The 15143-nt window shown below is 67.6% G+C and carries 15 protein-coding genes; 10 read left to right on the top strand and 5 right to left on the bottom strand.

Annotated features, from left to right (window positions below; all coding sequences use genetic code 11):
• Positions 1 to 74: 74 nt before the first annotated feature.
• Together PSK12I2_RS0115165 and PSK12I2_RS0115160 are read left to right on the top strand one after the other, a co-directional pair.
• Entirely contained in the window at positions 75 to 590 is a 516-nt protein-coding gene (locus PSK12I2_RS0115165) for a dihydrofolate reductase (protein ID WP_027599052.1), read from the top strand.
• 112 nt (positions 591 to 702) lie between these two features.
• Entirely contained in the window at positions 703 to 1605 is a 903-nt protein-coding gene (locus PSK12I2_RS0115160; protein WP_027599051.1) for a hypothetical protein, read from the top strand.
• Between the two features lie 116 nt (positions 1606 to 1721).
• On the opposite strand, the gene PSK12I2_RS0115155 is transcribed toward PSK12I2_RS0115160, so the two are convergent.
• From PSK12I2_RS0115155 to PSK12I2_RS0115140, 4 genes are all read right to left on the bottom strand, one after another.
• On the bottom strand, positions 1722 to 2159 hold the full coding sequence (locus PSK12I2_RS0115155; protein ID WP_007162558.1) for a hypothetical protein: 438 nt from the start codon (positions 2157 to 2159) through the stop codon (positions 1722 to 1724).
• Between the two features lie 131 nt (positions 2160 to 2290).
• Complete coding sequence (gene yejK / locus PSK12I2_RS0115150) at positions 2291 to 3298, bottom strand: nucleoid-associated protein YejK (RefSeq protein WP_007162557.1); 1008 nt, start codon at positions 3296 to 3298, stop codon at positions 2291 to 2293.
• Positions 3299 to 3376: 78 nt separating this feature from the next.
• Entirely contained in the window at positions 3377 to 4252 is an 876-nt protein-coding gene (locus PSK12I2_RS0115145; RefSeq protein ID WP_027599050.1) for a GntR family transcriptional regulator, read from the bottom strand.
• 88 nt (positions 4253 to 4340) lie between these two features.
• Complete coding sequence (locus PSK12I2_RS0115140) at positions 4341 to 5795, bottom strand: amino acid permease (protein ID WP_027599049.1); 1455 nt, start codon at positions 5793 to 5795, stop codon at positions 4341 to 4343.
• A gap of 218 nt (positions 5796 to 6013) precedes the next feature.
• On the opposite strand from PSK12I2_RS0115140, the gene PSK12I2_RS0115135 reads away from it, so the two are divergent.
• Positions 6014 to 7057 carry a GlxA family transcriptional regulator gene (locus PSK12I2_RS0115135; protein WP_177324650.1) on the top strand — a complete coding sequence of 348 codons (1044 nt, stop codon included), beginning with the start codon at positions 6014 to 6016 and terminating at the stop codon, positions 7055 to 7057.
• 172 nt (positions 7058 to 7229) lie between these two features.
• Positions 7230 to 7385, top strand: coding sequence for a hypothetical protein (locus tag PSK12I2_RS25075; RefSeq protein WP_007162553.1), 156 nt, complete (start codon positions 7230 to 7232; stop codon positions 7383 to 7385).
• Positions 7386 to 7462: 77 nt separating this feature from the next.
• Here the strand turns inward: PSK12I2_RS25075 and PSK12I2_RS0115125 are convergent, their stop codons facing one another.
• Positions 7463 to 8362 carry a DMT family transporter gene (locus tag PSK12I2_RS0115125; protein WP_007162552.1) on the bottom strand — a complete coding sequence of 300 codons (900 nt, stop codon included), beginning with the start codon at positions 8360 to 8362 and terminating at the stop codon, positions 7463 to 7465.
• 97 nt (positions 8363 to 8459) lie between these two features.
• On the opposite strand from PSK12I2_RS0115125, the gene PSK12I2_RS0115120 reads away from it, so the two are divergent.
• The 6 genes from PSK12I2_RS0115120 to PSK12I2_RS0115095 all read left to right on the top strand — a co-directional run bounded on the left by PSK12I2_RS0115120 (position 8460) and on the right by PSK12I2_RS0115095 (position 15102).
• Positions 8460 to 9320 carry a LysR family transcriptional regulator gene (locus PSK12I2_RS0115120; protein ID WP_007162551.1) on the top strand — a complete coding sequence of 287 codons (861 nt, stop codon included), beginning with the start codon at positions 8460 to 8462 and terminating at the stop codon, positions 9318 to 9320.
• A gap of 167 nt (positions 9321 to 9487) precedes the next feature.
• Positions 9488 to 10678: an MFS transporter gene (locus PSK12I2_RS0115115; protein WP_027599047.1), complete on the top strand. Its 1191-nt coding sequence runs from the start codon at positions 9488 to 9490 to the stop codon at positions 10676 to 10678.
• A 217-nt stretch (positions 10679 to 10895) separates the two neighbouring features.
• The gene (gene ugpB, locus PSK12I2_RS0115110; protein ID WP_037007759.1) at positions 10896 to 12212 is read left to right on the top strand and encodes a sn-glycerol-3-phosphate ABC transporter substrate-binding protein UgpB; all 1317 of its coding nucleotides are present in this window, start codon (positions 10896 to 10898) and stop codon (positions 12210 to 12212) included.
• 75 nt (positions 12213 to 12287) lie between these two features.
• The gene (ugpA, locus tag PSK12I2_RS0115105; RefSeq protein WP_027599045.1) at positions 12288 to 13175 is read left to right on the top strand and encodes a sn-glycerol-3-phosphate ABC transporter permease UgpA; all 888 of its coding nucleotides are present in this window, start codon (positions 12288 to 12290) and stop codon (positions 13173 to 13175) included.
• Positions 13172 to 14017, top strand: a complete 846-nt coding sequence (ugpE, locus tag PSK12I2_RS0115100; protein WP_007162547.1) for a sn-glycerol-3-phosphate ABC transporter permease UgpE — start codon at positions 13172 to 13174, stop codon at positions 14015 to 14017. The genes ugpA and ugpE overlap by 4 nt, the downstream gene beginning before the upstream one ends.
• 2 nt (positions 14018 to 14019) lie before the next feature.
• Entirely contained in the window at positions 14020 to 15102 is a 1083-nt protein-coding gene (locus PSK12I2_RS0115095; protein ID WP_027599044.1) for a sn-glycerol-3-phosphate import ATP-binding protein UgpC, read from the top strand.
• The last annotated feature ends 41 nt before the right edge of the window (positions 15103 to 15143 follow it).

The following is a 15143-nucleotide window of genomic DNA, read 5'->3' as shown; positions in this document are numbered from 1 at the left end:
CGCCCTTGCGGCAAAAACGCCGAGCATAGTCCCTGGCGCCCTGGCTGTTAACGCCTCTGTTATGCTCTGTCTCCATGAAAACCTCTCTCCCCCTGAGCCTGATCGTCGCCGTGGCCGACAACGGCGTCATCGGCATCGACAATCGTCTCCCCTGGCACCTGCCAGCGGAGCTCAAATATTTCAAGGCCGTGACCCTCGGCAAGCCGCTGGTCATGGGTCGCAAGACCTGGGACTCCCTGGGCCGCCCGCTGCCGGGTCGGCTGAATCTGGTGGTCTCCCGTCAGACTGATCTAGTGGCCGAAGGTGCCGAGGTGCGGACGTCGCTGGCCGCTGCCGTGGAGCGTGCCGAGGCCTGGGCCCGGGAACGCGAGGCCAGCGAGATCATGCTGATCGGCGGCGCCCAGCTGTTCGCCGACGCCCTGCCGCTGGCCCAGCGGCTCTACCTGACCCGCGTCGCCCTGGCGCCGGACGGGGACGTGTTCTTTCCCGCCTGGAACGAGGCCGACTGGGAACTCGTCTCGCGGCAGCAGCATGCCGCCGAAGAAGACCGTCCCGCCTATGCCTGCGAGGTCTGGGAGCGTCGGGCCTAGGGTCGTCGCGCCGCCCTTGCCGGGTCCGTCCGCCGCTAAGCAAAGCCTAAGGTTGCCCTGGCATAAAGGAGACTGAGGCGAGCCGCCCGGGCGGCCGGAGGGTGCAGACGTGATGGCGATCGACAGCCAGATGCAGGCGACAACGGCAGGCACCCAACCTGCCCGTCCAGGCGCGACGGGCAATCCGACTACCTCGGCGGCCGACAGTGGCCAGACTGGTGCTGCGTCCAGTGGCAGCGCCGTCGCCGTGGACCTGTCGCCCGCGGCCCAGCTGATCGCCGGTCTGCTGCCGGGGCAATCGAGCGGCAATGCCGATCTCGACGGCTTCATGCAGATCCTCCAGCAGCAGATCCGCAGCCAGGGCACCGACGCCGCCGTGCTCGGCGAGATGCCCGAGGGGGCCAGTCCCGACCGTATCCAGTTGGCGAAGCAGGCGGCCAATCACCTGCTGGTGAGCTATTACCATGACGACAGTCGCTATGCCGATGCCTCCACGCAGGATCCCTTCGCCAACCTGGACAGCAACAGCCTGGCGCGTATCGCCAGCGACGATTCCGGCACCTTCACCTCGGCTGAACGTCAGCTCGCCTATTTCGAGGGCGCGAAACGTGGCACCGATGCGGCCAACGTGGCCTTCTCCGGGCTCTCCCCGCAGAATCAGGGTGCCGCGTCCTGGAACTGGGCACCCGCCGCCACGGAAGACGCCGGCATCCTCGGTACGCTGAATCCCGGCATGCCGGATTGGCAACCCAATCAGTTGAGCAGTCAGCTCATCGATAGCCTGAGCCCCGGCGGCATGGCGACCGCTGCCGCTCAGGAAACCGCCCAGCTATCGGCACCGACCTTTGGCGTCAGCACCGGGGCGGATGGCGCACCCCAATGGACGACGCAGCCGGCGAACGGGCAGGGCGCCGGCGCGAGCACCGCGCTGGATGGCAGTATCCTCACCCAGATGACCGGCACGACAGCCGCGCCGGCGCTGTCGCTCTATCGCCAGATCGCCGCGTTCGGTTGAGTAGGTTGTTGGGCTCAGGTCTGCCTGTTGGGCTTCGACGATGAAGCTGTCTCAGTCCACCCTCCGGGGCGGTAGGTTGGGCTGAGCGCCAGCGAAGCCCAACATCGTGGCGTCGCTCAGATCGCCCGCAGCTTCTTGGCCGGCAGGTAGTCGCGATGAACGCGCTCTTCCACCAGGTACAGCCAGCAGGGACCTTCCACCTGGGGAAAGAGGCGCACTTCCTGGATGCTGCTGGGCTTGGGTTCGCCATTGCCGACCTGCACGGCCACGCTCTGGCCGAGGCGGAAGCGCGGCACCACGCCGGCGTCCACCACGCTCTGCTCGGCCTTGGTGGCCGGGCGGCCCAGGTATTCGCCCAGGTCCACCGGACCGGAGGGGCCTTCGGCCACGGTGTCCACATGGAAACTGTAGGCAGTGGCCAGGCCTTCGTCGCCACCGTGGATCTCGCCCTGCTTGATGCGCGACACGGCCTGGTCGAGGGCGGCGTCGAGCGTCAGTTCGTTGTTCGATTGCAGGGTGATGACGATGCGGCGTTCGAAGGGGTACTGGCTCATGATTTCGACTTTTTCGGCAGAGAGGGAAAAGAAGGGACATCTTGTGCCCCCTTTGGCTGGCCGCTGTCCAGCCGGGGGCGCCCGATCGGTGACCGCGTTTGCAACCCCGGGTGTCCAGCGGCCAGGCGGTCCTAGTCCTTGCGCCGCTTGAGCTGGTCCTTCAGTTGGGTCGGCACCTCGCGAATGATCAGCACATCCTGGCCTTCGTCGTATTCGATGCGCGAGCCCAGCAGGTGCGCCTCGAAGCTGATCGATAAGCCTTCGGCGCGACCGGTGAAGCGGCGGAATTGGTTGAGGGTGCGCTTGTCCGCCGGGATCTCCGGCGCCAGGCCGTAATCCTTGTTGCGGATGTAGTCGTAGAAGGCGCGTGGCGCCTCGTCGTCCATCAACTCGGAGAGGGCATCCAGGGCCATGGGCTCACCGCGCTTGGCCTGGCTGCTGGCGTAGTCCACCAGGGTGTCGGTCTTTTCCTTGGCGGCCTCTTCCGGCAGGTCCTCGCTCTCCACATAGTCGCTGAAGGCCTTGAGCAGGGTACGGGTCTCGCCCTTGGCGTCGACGCCTTCCTGGCAACCGATGAAGTCGCGGAAGTAGTCCGAGACCTTCTTGCCGCCCTTGCCACGGATAAAGGAGATGTACTGGCGCGACTGCTTGTTGTTGCGCCACTCGGACAGGTTGATGCGCGCCGCCAGGTGCAGCTGGCCCAGGTCCAGGTGCTTGGCCGGCGCCACTTCCAGCTTTTCGGTGACGGTCACCCCCTCGCTGTGGTGCAGCAGGGCGATGCTCAGGTAGTCGGTCATGCCCTGCTGGTACTGGGCGAACAGCACATGGCCGCCGGTGGAGAGGTTGCTGCTCTCCATCAGGCCCTTGAGATGCTCCACTGCCTGGCGACTGAAGGCGACGAAATCCTGTTCGCCTTCCAGATAGGCATGCAGCCAGCCACTGAAGGGATAGGCGCCGGATTCTTCGTGGAACAGGCCCCAGGCCTTGTTGGGCTTGGCGTTGTAGCTGTCGTTGAGATCGGCCAGCAGATTCTCGATGGCCTGGGAGTCGGCCAGTTCGGCGTCCCGCGCGTGCAGGGTCGCGGGCTGGCCGTCGGGCTTCTTGTCGATCAGATGGACGATGGCGTGACGGATCGGCATGGCGGACTCGGGTAACGGGAAAAGTCGATCAGTCTAACGCTCCCGCGCCCTGGCGGGCAGGCCCCTGGCGCCGCAGGCTCAGCGCGCCGGCGCCGTCTGCTTTTCCTGCAGCGCATTGCCCAGGTGCCGGGTCATGAAGACCGCGGCCTCTTCACGGCGGTCCACCAGCAGCAGATCGATCAGCTGCAAGTGCTCCTGGCAGCGGCGCTGGGCCTGCTCGCGATCCACCGACTTCTGGTATTCGATCAGCCGGCGCAGGCGATTGAGCCGGCGCAGCGCATCGAGGATGAAGGCATTGCCCGAGCAGCGGGCGATGGTCTCGTGCAGGCGGGTGTTGGCGTCGAAGATCTCCGCCGGCGAAGCCTCGAACACCCGGCCCGCGGCCAGCAGCGCCTGCTCGTCGCGGCAGCGCCGCAAGGCCTCGGCATCCAGGGTGAAGTCGGCTTCACGGATGCCGGCCGGTTCCAGCAGCAGGCGAAAGCGGTAGCTCTGGGCATAGGCATCGGGCGAGGTGAGGCCTTCGACGAAACTCCAGCCGTAGCCCGGCAGACGCTCGGCCCAGCCTTCCTGGACGATGCGCCTCAGGATGTCGGCCAGTTGCCCGCGGGTGACCTGGTAGCGGCGGATCAGCTCGTTTTCCGTGACCTTGAGCGGCAACTCGCCCTCGATGCGATCGCGGGCGATGGTCAGGTACAGCCGCTCGCTGGCGGAAACCTCCTCGCGCGCCTGGGGCGTGGCGTCCAGGGCCGCGGCGGCCACGGCGAAGCCGCCCTCGGGATGCCGCGCCAGCAGGCTCCGGTCGGCCATCTGCTGCAGGGCGCTGCGCACCGGCGAGCGCGACACCCGCAGGCGTTCGGCCAGGGCGCGCTCGGGCAGTCGGGTGCCCACCGCCAGCTGGTGCGAGGCGATGTAGGTGAGGATGTCGGGAATCAGTTGGGAGGCGAGGGTGCCCATGGCAGCGCTGGCGAATCGACCGTAAAGGCCAGGATGCTAGCACGGGACCCGCCGGGCGCAGCCGGCGCGGCGGGTTTCGCGGGGTCGTTCAGTCGCCGCTCGGGCTGACGTCCATGTTCTTGAGCTTCACCAGGCGGCTGCGGTGCTTGAGGCGATAGCCGAGCCAGACGGCGAGAAACAGCGGCAGGCTGATATAGGTGGCGGCCAGGCCCAGCCAGTCCACGCCGTTCGGTCCGAACAGGGCGGCATAGTTCTGCCCCAGGGTGATCACCAGGCAGAGGGCGAAGGCCAGCAGCGGCCCGAAGGGAAACAGCTTGGCGCGATAGGGCAGATCTTCCAGGCGGCGACCCTGGGCCAGGTAGCCCTGGCGGAAGCGATAGTGGGACACGGCGATGCCCAGCCAGGCGATGAAGCCGCACATGCCCGAGGTGTTGAGCAGCCAGCCATAGAGCGCCTTGTCGCCCACCAGGGAGGTGAAGAAGCACAGGGCGCCCACTGCGGTGGTGGCGAGCAGGGCGTTGCGCGGCACGCCATTGCGCGCGACGCGGGCGAACAGGCGCGGCGCCTTGCCCTGTTCGGCCAGGCTGTGCAGCATCCGCGTCGAGGCATACATGCCCGAGGTGCCGGCGGAGAGCACCGCCGAAAGGATCACCGCGTTCATCAGGCTGGCGGCGAAGGCCAGGCCGGCGCGCTCGAACAGCAGGGTGAACGGCGAGACGGAGACGTCGGTGGCGTCGTTCTGCAGGAGTCGCGGATCGGTGTAGGGGATCAGCATGCCGATGACGAAGATCGCCAGCACATAGAACATCAGGATGCGCCAGAACACCTGGCGGATGGCGATGGGCACGTTCTTGCGCGGATTTTCCGACTCGCCTGCGGCGATGCCGATCAGCTCGGTGCCCTGGAAGGAGAAGCCGGCGATCATGGCTACCCCGACCATGGCCTGCAGACCGCCGACGAAGGGCGCCTCGCCCTGGGTGAAGACGGTCAGCCCCGGCGGCTCGATGCCGCTGAAGATGCCGAGGATGGCGGCCAGGCCCAGGCCGATGAAGACCACCACGGTGGTTACCTTGATCAGCGCGAACCAGAATTCGCTCTCGCCGAAGCCGCGCACCGATACCGCATTGAGCAGGAACATCAGGCCGAGAAACAGCGCGCTCCAGAGCAGCCCCGGCACCTCGGGAAACCAGAAGCCCATCACCAGCTGCGCCGCCACCAGCTCGGCGGCGATGGTCACCGCCCAGTTGTACCAGTAGTTCCAGCCAAGGGCGAAGCCGAAGCCGTCTTCGACGAAACGACTGCCATAGATGGAGAAGGAACCCGACACCGGCTGGTAGGCGGCCATCTCGCCGAGACTGGTCATGAGGAAATAGACCATCAGGCCGATCAGCGCATAGGCCGCCAGGGCGCCGCCCGGACCGGCCGTGGCCACGGTGGCGCCGGAGGCGACGAACAGGCCGGTGCCGATGGAGCCGCCGATGGCGATCATGTTGAGGTGACGGGGCTTGAGCCGGCGCTGCAGACTCGGAGAGGCGGTGGACATGGGGTTTCCAGCTGGCAGTTGAAGGGGCCGGACGTTGGCTCTGGCGGCCATTCGCGGTCATGGGGCGCAGGGCGGTGCACCCACCGGCTGCGGCGACCTGCACGGGCAGGTGGCAAAAAAGCGGCGAAGCTTAGCAGGCTAAGGGCGTCAGGTGGGATGGCGGTCGTCGGTGCGCGGCTGTCGCAGTCCGATCATCGCCGGGCCGCGCTTCGGCTAGCATGGCCCAGGGTCCCAGCAGGCAGCGCAGCGTGATCGATTCAAGAACCTTTGGCAGCGGTATCCAGGGCAAGAACTACCTGCAATTGCAGTCGATGCGACCGCGGCCGGAATTTTCCCGGCTGGTCGGCTTCATCCTGCTCGATCACTTTTCCCTGCCGTCCTTTACCCAGGCGCTGGATACCCTGGTCACCGCCAACCTGCTGGCCGCCGGCACCTTCGCCACCCGGACCTACAGCCCGACCGGCGCCGAGGTGCTCAGTGACCTGGGCATCGTCATCCGCCCGGATGGGGACTACCGCGCGGCTGAAAGCGCCCGCTTTGACCTGCTGGTGGTCTGCGGCGGCCTGCGGACGCCGCTGGAACTGGATCCACGGCTCAAGGCGCTGCTGCTGCGCGTGGCCCGGCAGCAGGTGACCCTCTGCGGCCTGTGGAACGGCGCCTGGCAACTGGGCCAGGCCGGGCTGCTGGACGGCTATCGCTGCGCCATTCATCCCGAACAGCGCAGCGCCTTCAGCGAACGGGTACGCGGGTGCAAGACCTCGGCGGAAAGCCATGTGCTGGATCGCGATCGGCTCACCGCGGCCAGTCCCAGCGGCGCCTTCCACCTCTTTCTCGAATGGATCGGCGCCCAGTGCGGGAGCGCCCTGGCCGATGGCCTGGTCAACATCCTGGCCTTCGAGGAATCGCGCTTTCGCCAGGTCAATCCGACGCTCAAGGTGCAGATGACCCCGCCGCTGCGCGAGGTGGTGACCCTGATGGAGGCCAACATCGAGGAGCCCCTGACCATCGAGCAGCTGTGCGACTACGCCGGCCGCTCGCGGCGCCAGGTCGAGCGACTGTTTCGCGAGCAGCTCGACACCGCGCCCATGCGCTATTACCTGGAGTTGCGCATCACCGAGGGGCGCCGGCTGCTGCAGCATTCCACCCTGTCGGTGCTGGAGGTGGCGGTGGCCTGCGGCTTCACCTCGGTCACCCACTTCAGCAAGAGGTATTCGGCCTACTTCGGCTATCCACCGTCCAAGGAGCGGCGGTTGAAGTACTAGACTGCAGCAGGCCCGCAGCACGCGCGCGGAGCGGCCGGAAGGGCCCGCCTCAGAGCGTTTCGTCGGCGTACCGGAACGGCTCCGCGCCGTCTCGCTCGAAACTTCACCCCGGGCATCTCGGCCTGCGTGCTGCGGCGAAGGGGCTGACTGTCCTATCGAGCGAGGAAATGCCATGACCGATCCACGTAACGTCGCCCACGACAAGAAAGTGCAGCAGGAAAAGAAGCATCAGGGCGAGGACATCGCACCCGATGCCGAGCACGCGCCGCAACCGGGCAAGAAACCCGCGCTCAAGGACCACGACGAGCAGGCCGACGACAAGGCCTGACCGCCCGCCCGCCGGCCTCGCCACGCGAGGCCTTCGCCGATGCTGACGACCGTCGGCATCGCACCCTCCCCAGAGAGTCACCCGCCCAGCGCCGGCTCCGGTTGCCGGGTCCGCTCCGCCGCATTCAGGCACAGCAATCCCGCCAGGGCGAACAGCAGGCCGAGCAGCATGCCCGGCGCCAGGGGTTCGTCGAAGCAGGCCCAGGCCCAGAGCAGTGCCACCGGCGGACTCAGGTAGAGCGCGCCACTCACCGCCTGCGGGCTGCCCTGACGCAGGCACAGCCAGTAGAGGCCGAAGCCGAGCAGGGTCGGGATCAGCAGCCAGAGCACCGCTAGGGCGAAGCCGAGGGTCAGCGGTGGGGTCAGCGGGCCTTCCACCCCGGCCACCCCCAGCATCACCAGACTGCTGGCCGCGAGCTGGATGAACAGCTGCGTCCGCAGCGCCAGTCGACTCGGCGGCAGGCGACTCTGCACCAGGGTCGCCAGGGCCAGGGCCAGGGCACTGCCCAGGGGCAAGGCATAGGCCCAGGCGGGGGCCACGCCCAAACCCAGTCCCGCGCCGGTGGCCAGCAGGACGCCCGTCAGGCCCAGGCCCAGGCCGAGCCACTGGCGGCCGTTGGTGCGCTGGCCCGGCAGCAGGCAGCAGCCCAGCGCCACCAGCAGCGGCGACAGATCCGACAGCAGCGCCGCCAGCCCGGGTGAGACGCCCAGTTCGATGGCCTTTGCCGCCGGTCCTACCGCGCCGGCAAAGGCCAGCACGCCGATGCCCGCCTGCTGACCGATGATCTTCAACGGCAAGCGCCGCACCTCGGCCCAGGCGAAGGGCAGCAGCAGGAGGGCGGCCAGCAGCAGGCGCCAACAGGTCACCAGCAGGGTAGGGGCCTGGTCCGCGGCATAGCGATAGCCGACGAAACCGGCGCTCCAGCAGAGCACCAGGGCGAGTTGGCGCAGCAGGGGGGAAGACAGGATGGCAGGCATGAGCGGACTCCAGCTGACGGGATGCCTTGAGCCTGGCCCAGGGTGGTAATACACTCAAACGACATTATCGGTAGCTATGGTTCGATAAAAACGCATCATGCCCGCTCCCCTCGATATCGATGTCCTGCGTACCTTCCACACCATCGTGCGGCTGGGACAGTTTCGCGCCGCCTCGCTGCAGCTCAATCGCAGCCCCTCGGCGGTGAGCAGCCAGATCCGCCGGCTGGAAGAGCAGACCGGCGGCCGGCTGTTCGAGCGCGACAACCAGGCCGTGACCCTGACCCCGCTCGGACGCCGCGTGCTGCTGGAGACCGCCGACCTGTTGCAGACCCATGACCGCATCCTCGCCGGTCTCACCGGCCAGCCGGTGGTGGGGGAGGTGCGCCTGGGCGTGGCCGAGGACTATGCCGCGCGCCTGCTCAAGGCCGTCTTGCCGCGCTTGCAGGGCGAGCATCCCGGAATCGTCCTGGAGGTGCTCACCGGCAACAGCAGCCAATTGCGGCGCTGGCTCGGTCAGGGCCTGCTGGACCTGGCGCTGCTGGTGGGACCGCCCCGCACCGACCGGGCGGACGGCCAGAGATTCGGCCATACCCAGCCGGTGTGGGTCGCCGGTCCCGGGCTGCAGCTGAGCGCGGACGCCAGCGTGCCCCTGGCGCTGCACGGCGAGGGCTGCAGCTATCGCGAACTGGGCATCGACCTGCTGATCCGCCAGGGCCGGCGCTGGCATGCGGTGGTGACCAGCGCCGCCTCTTCGGCGCTGGAAGCGGCGGTCGAACTGGGGCAGGCGGTGGCCATCACCGACCGGGCACGCATGACCCCGCCGATGCGCGAACTGACGCCGGAAGAAGGCTTTCCCGCGTTGCCGGTGCACGAGTTGCGACTGGCCTCGCCACCGGGCGAGCGCAGCCCCGCCTGCGCCTCTCTGGCCGGGCTGATCGCCGAGGATTTCCGCATCTAGCCTGGCGGCGTGGCGTTTGACCGGGCCCTGGCCCAGCCACTAAGGTGGCCGCCTTGCCGCTCGACCCCTGGGCCTGCGCTCCCACCTCCGGCATGCGCGCCCCCCTGTCCGCACGTCCGGTCCGCTACCGCCGCTCCTGTCCGCTGTTCTGGAATGTTTCGCCTGTCATGACTGCCTCACCCGCCATCCCCCGTCTCATCTATCTGCTGGCCCTGACCATCTTCGCGCTGACCACTGCCGAATTCATGGTGGCCGGCATGATGCCGGCGCTGGCCGCCGATCTCGGTGTCTCCCTCGGCCAGATCGGCTATCTGATCTCCTGGTATGCCCTGGGCATGGCCCTGGGCGGCCCGCCGCTGACCCTGTTGCTGCTGGCCCTGCGCCTGGCGGAAAAGTCGGCGCTGCTGTGGCTGCTGGCGCTCTATCTGGTCGGCGCCGTGGTGGCCGCGCTGGCGGTCAGCTATCCGGTGATGGCGGCGGGGAGGGTGCTCATGGGCATCGCCAGCTCCGCCAGCATCGGCCTCTGTCTGACCCTGGGCGCCAACCTGGTTACGCCGGATCGCCGCGGCCGGGCGGCCTCGCTGATCCTGTCCGGACTCATGCTGGCGCCGGTGTTCGGGGTGCCGGGTACGGTACTGATCGAGCAACTGGCCGGCTGGCGCGCCAGCTTCTGGGCGGTCGCCCTGCTGGCGGCCTGCTGCACCCTGCTGGTCGGCTTCTGCGTGCCGCGGGCGCCAGCGCGCGCGGCCGGGCAGTTGGGCGGGGAGCTGCGGACCCTGGTCAGTGGCAGACTCTGGGCGGCCTACCTCACCAGCGGCCTGATCATCGGCGCGACCTTTGCCGGCTTCAGCTACTTCTCGCCCATCCTCATCCAGGTGACGGGTTTCGCGGCCACCACCATTCCCTGGTTGCTGATGGGGTATGGCCTCGCCAACGTGCTGGGCAATCTGCTGGTGGGTCGCCTGGCCGATCGCTACACCCTCAAGGTGCAGGGTGTCGGTCTGGCGGTGCTGGCGCTGGGCTTTGCCCTCTTCGTCAGCTGCGCCGACAGCGCCGCGGCCAGTCTGCTGGCCCTGGTGCTGATCGGCCTGACCGGGGTGGCGCTCAACCCGGCCATGGTCGCCCGGGTCATGGCCGCGGCCACGCCGGGTCCGCTGGTCAACACCCTGCACACCTCGGTGATCACCGCGGGCCTGGCGGTGGGCGCCTGGGCCGGCGGCGCGGCCATCGATGCCGGCCAGGGCCTGCGTGCACCCCTGTGGGTCGGTCTGGGCATGGCGCTGCTGGGCGTGCTGAGCCTGGTGCCCAGCCTGGTGCAGCGACTGGCGCTGGCGTCATCGCCAGCGGGTCGTTGCTAGTACCTGGCAGCTGGGGCGACCTGGTCGCGTCGGGCTGCCGCCGCGCGCGCCCGGGTTTCGTCGATGAATGGCTCTACGGCGCACCTTTCGGCGGGATTGCGTGTGCCGCCTTTACTGTAGCCTGACTGTCATCTTTCCCTGGCATGTTGCCTTCCGAACACGGAAGGCGCGTTTTCGCGCTTTCGATTCCTGGACCTTCGACAAGGGCGGTACGGACATGCAGGCTTCGCTTCGCGGTATGACGTTGGGTGTGGTGCTCGGGCTGCTGAGCGGCGGCCCGGTTTGGGCGGCCACGCCCATTCCCTTCTGGCATTCGATGGATGCGGAGCTTGGCAAGGAGGTCGACTCCCTGGCCCAGCGCTTCAACCAGGCGCACCCGGAATTCCAGGTGCAGCCGGTGTACAAGGGCAACTACGAGCAGAATCTGGCGGCCGGCATCGCCGCCTTCCGGACCGGCAAGCCGCCGGCCATCCTGCAGGTCTACGAAGTGGGCACCGCGACCATGATGGCGTCCAACGCCATCGAGCCGGTCTACCAGGTGTTCAAGGATGCGGGTGTGAAGCTGGATGAAGCGGGCTTCGTACCCACCGTCGCCAGCTACTACAGCGACGCCAAGACCGGTCAACTGCTGTCCATGCCGTTCAACAGTTCCACCCCGGTGCTCTACTACAACAAGGCGGCCTTCAAGCAGGCCGGCCTCGATCCGGAAGCGCCACCCAAGACCTGGAAGGAGCTCGCCGACGACAGCGCCAAGCTGCGCGCCGCTGGCCTGAAGTGCGGCTATACCAGCGGCTGGCAGAGCTGGGTCCAGCTGGAAAACTTCAGCGCCTGGAACGGCCTGCCCTTCGCCAGCCAGGACAACGGCTACCTGGGCAGCGATGCCGTGCTGGAGTTCAACCAAGCGCCGCAGGTCAGGCACATCGCCCTGTTGCAGGCGATGGGCAAGCGCGGCGACTTCACCTACGTCGGCCGCAAGGACGAACCCACGGAGAAGTTCTACAACGGCGACTGCGCCATGCTGACCACCTCGTCCGGCTCGCTGGCCAACATCCGCCACTACGCCAGATTCGACTTCGGTGTGGCCATGATGCCCTATGACGGCGATCTCAAGAGCGCTCCCCAGAACGCCATCATCGGCGGCGCCAGCCTCTGGGTGTTTAAGGGCCAGGATGCGGCGGTGAAGCGCGGCGTGGCCGAATTCCTCGCCTTCCTGGCGCAGCCGGAGATCGCCGCCGAATGGCACCAGCTGACCGGCTACCTGCCGATCACCAAGGCGGCCTACGACCTGACCCGCGAGCAGGGCTTCTATACCAAGAATCCGGGGGCCGACATCGCCACCCGGCAGATGCTGAACAAGCCGCCGCTGGCCTTCACCAAGGGCCTGCGCCTGGGCAACATGCCGCAGATCCGCGCGGTGATAGACGAAGAGCTGGAAAGCGTCTGGACCGGCAAGCAGGCTCCGCAGCAGGCGCTGGATGCCGCCGTGCAGCGCGGCAACGTGCTGTTGCGCCGCTTCGAGAAATCCACCCAGTAAGCCTGGGATCCGCCCTGGCGGCGCCGGCCGATGATTGCCGGCGCCGTTCCTCTTTTCGCGACGATGCGTGCGCCCATGTCCACATCCCGTCAGGTCTTTCCCTCCGGCTGGCTGCCTTATGCGCTGCTGGCACCCCAGCTGGCGATCACCGCCGTGTTCTTTCTCTGGCCCGCCGGCAAGACGCTCTGGTATTCGCTGCAGAGCGTCGATCCCTTCGGCCTGTCCAGCCAGTTCGTCGGCCTCGACAACTTCCGTCAGCTATTCCAGGACCCGCTGTATCTGGCCTCCTTCTGGACCACCCTGACCTTCAGCGCCCTGGTGACCGGCTGCGGCCTGCTGGTGTCCCTGGTGCTGGCGGCGCTGGTCGACCTGGTGGTGCGCGGCAGCCGGGTCTACCAGACCCTGCTGCTGCTGCCCTATGCGGTGGCGCCGGCCATCGCCGCGGTGCTGTGGATCTTTCTGTTCAACCCCGGTCTCGGTCTGCTCACCCTGCTGCTGGAGCGCTACGGCTATCACTGGAACCACGCCCAGAACGCCGGCCAGGCGATGTTCCTGGTGGTGCTCGCCTCGGTGTGGAAGCAGATCAGCTACAACTTCCTGTTCTTCTTCGCGGCGCTGCAAGCCATCCCGCGCTCGCTGCTGGAGGCAGCCGCCATCGACGGCGCCGGGCCGCTGCGCCGCTTCCTGCAGCTGTCGCTGCCGCTGATCGCGCCGGTCAGCTTCTTCCTGCTGGTGGTCAACCTGGTCTACGCCTTCTTCGACACCTTTCCGGTGATCGACGCCGCCACCGGCGGCGGTCCGGTGCAGGCCACCACCACGCTGATCTACAAGATCTACCGCGAGGGCTACACCGGGCTCGACCTCTCCGCCTCTGCTGCCCAGTCGGTGGTGCTGATGCTGCTGGTCATCGTGCTCACCGTGGTGCAGTTCCGCTATGTCGAACGCCGGGTACGCTATCAATGATCGAGAATCGCCGCGGACTGACGCTGCTGTGCCACCTGATGCTGGTGCTGGGCATCGGCGTCATCCTCTTTCCACTCTATGTGGCCTTCGTGGCCGCCACCCTCGATGACCGGGCGGTGTTCGCCACGCCCATGAGCCTGATCCCGGGGCGCCATCTCTGGGACAACCTCAGCCTGATCTGGACCCAGGGCGTGGGCAACAGCACCGCGCCGTTCTGGCGGTTGCTGCTCAACAGCTTCCTGATGGCGCTGGGCATCACCCTGGGCAAGCTGTCGGTGTCCATCCTCTCGGCCTTCGCCATCGTCTGGTTTCGCTTTCCACTGCGCACCCTGGCCTTCTGGCTGATCTTCATCACCCTGATGCTGCCGGTGGAGGTGCGCATCTTTCCCACCGTGGACACCATCGGCCATTTGGGAATGATGGACAGCTACGCCGGCCTGACCCTGCCGCTGATGGCCTCGGCGACCGCCACCTTCCTGTTCCGCCAGTTCTTCCTGACGCTGCCCGACGAGTTGCTGGAAGCGGCGCGCATCGATGGCGCCTCGCCGATGCGCTTCTTTCGCGACATCGTCCTGCCGCTGTCGCGGACCAACCTGGCGGCGCTGTTCGTCATCACCTTCATCTACGGCTGGAACCAGTACCTCTGGCCGCTGCTGATCGTCAGCAACCCCGATCTTGGCACCGCCGTGGCCGGTATTCGCGGCATGCTCTCGCTCGGCGAGCGGGCGCCGCAGTGGAACCAGGTGATGGCGGCCATGCTGCTCACCCTGATCCCACCGGTGGCGGTGGTGCTGGTCATGCAACGCGCCTTCGTGCGCGGTCTGGTGGATAGCGAAAAATAACCATGGCAAACCTCGAACTCAGAGCCGTCTCCAAGAGCTGGAACGGCAAGCCCCAGGTCATCCAGCCGCTCGATCTTCAGGTGGCGGATGGCGAATTCATCGTGCTGGTGGGCCCTTCGGGCTGTGGCAAGTCCACCCTGCTGCGACTGGTGGCCGGGCTGGAGCGGGTCAGCGCCGGTAGCATCCACATCGGCGGGCGGGACGTCACCGCGCTGGAACCCAAGGCGCGCGGCATCGCCATGGTGTTCCAGAACTATGCCCTCTATCCGCACATGAGCGTGGCCGAGAATCTGGCCTGGGGCCTCAAGATCGCCGGTCTCGGCCGCGCCGAGATCGCCACCCGGGTCAAGGAGGCGGCGCGCATCCTGGAACTGGACGGTCTGCTCGAACGGCGGCCGCGAGAGCTGTCTGGCGGCCAGCGCCAACGGGTGGCCATGGGCCGCGCCCTGGTGCGCGATCCGGCGGTGTTTTTGTTCGACGAGCCGCTGTCCAACCTGGACGCCAAGCTGCGGGTGCAGATGCGCCTGGAGTTGCAGCAGCTGCACCAGCGACTCGCGACCACCAGCCTCTATGTCACCCACGACCAGGTGGAGGCCATGACCCTGGCCCAGCGGGTGGTGGTGATGCAGACAGGGGTGGTCGAACAGCTCGGCACCCCGGTGGAGGTCTACGAACGCCCGGCGACGCGCTTCGTCGCCAGCTTCATCGGCAGTCCGGCGATGAATCTGCTGGACGGCCAGGTCGACGCTGCGGGCAGTCACTGCGACGTGCCGGGCGGTCTGCGGCTGCCCCTCGGGCCGGGCTATCGCCACCTGGCCGGACGCCCGGTCTGCCTGGGCATCCGGCCCGAGCACCTGCAACCCTGCAGCGACCCCGAGCAGGGGCTGCCGCTGGTGGTCCGCACCCTGGAGATCCTCGGCGCCGACAACCTGGCCCATGGGCGCTGGGGCGAGCAGGGGCTGGTGGTGCGCCTGCCGCATCAGCAGCGGCCGGCGCCGGGCCACGTCCTGCAGCTGCGCGCGCCGCAGGAGCACCTGCATCTGTTCGATGCCGCCTCCGGTCAGCGTCTAGAGCCGCGGTACTAGGCATCAGGCACTGGGCACGCCGGTCCGGTCGGGGCGCGGGG

Source organism: Pseudomonas sp. MOIL14HWK12:I2 (genome assembly GCF_000510745.1).
Lineage (GTDB): Bacteria > Pseudomonadota > Gammaproteobacteria > Pseudomonadales > Pseudomonadaceae > Chryseomonas > Chryseomonas oryzihabitans.
Note: the sequence above shows the minus strand (reverse complement) of the source record. Positions and strands in the feature narration are given on the sequence as shown.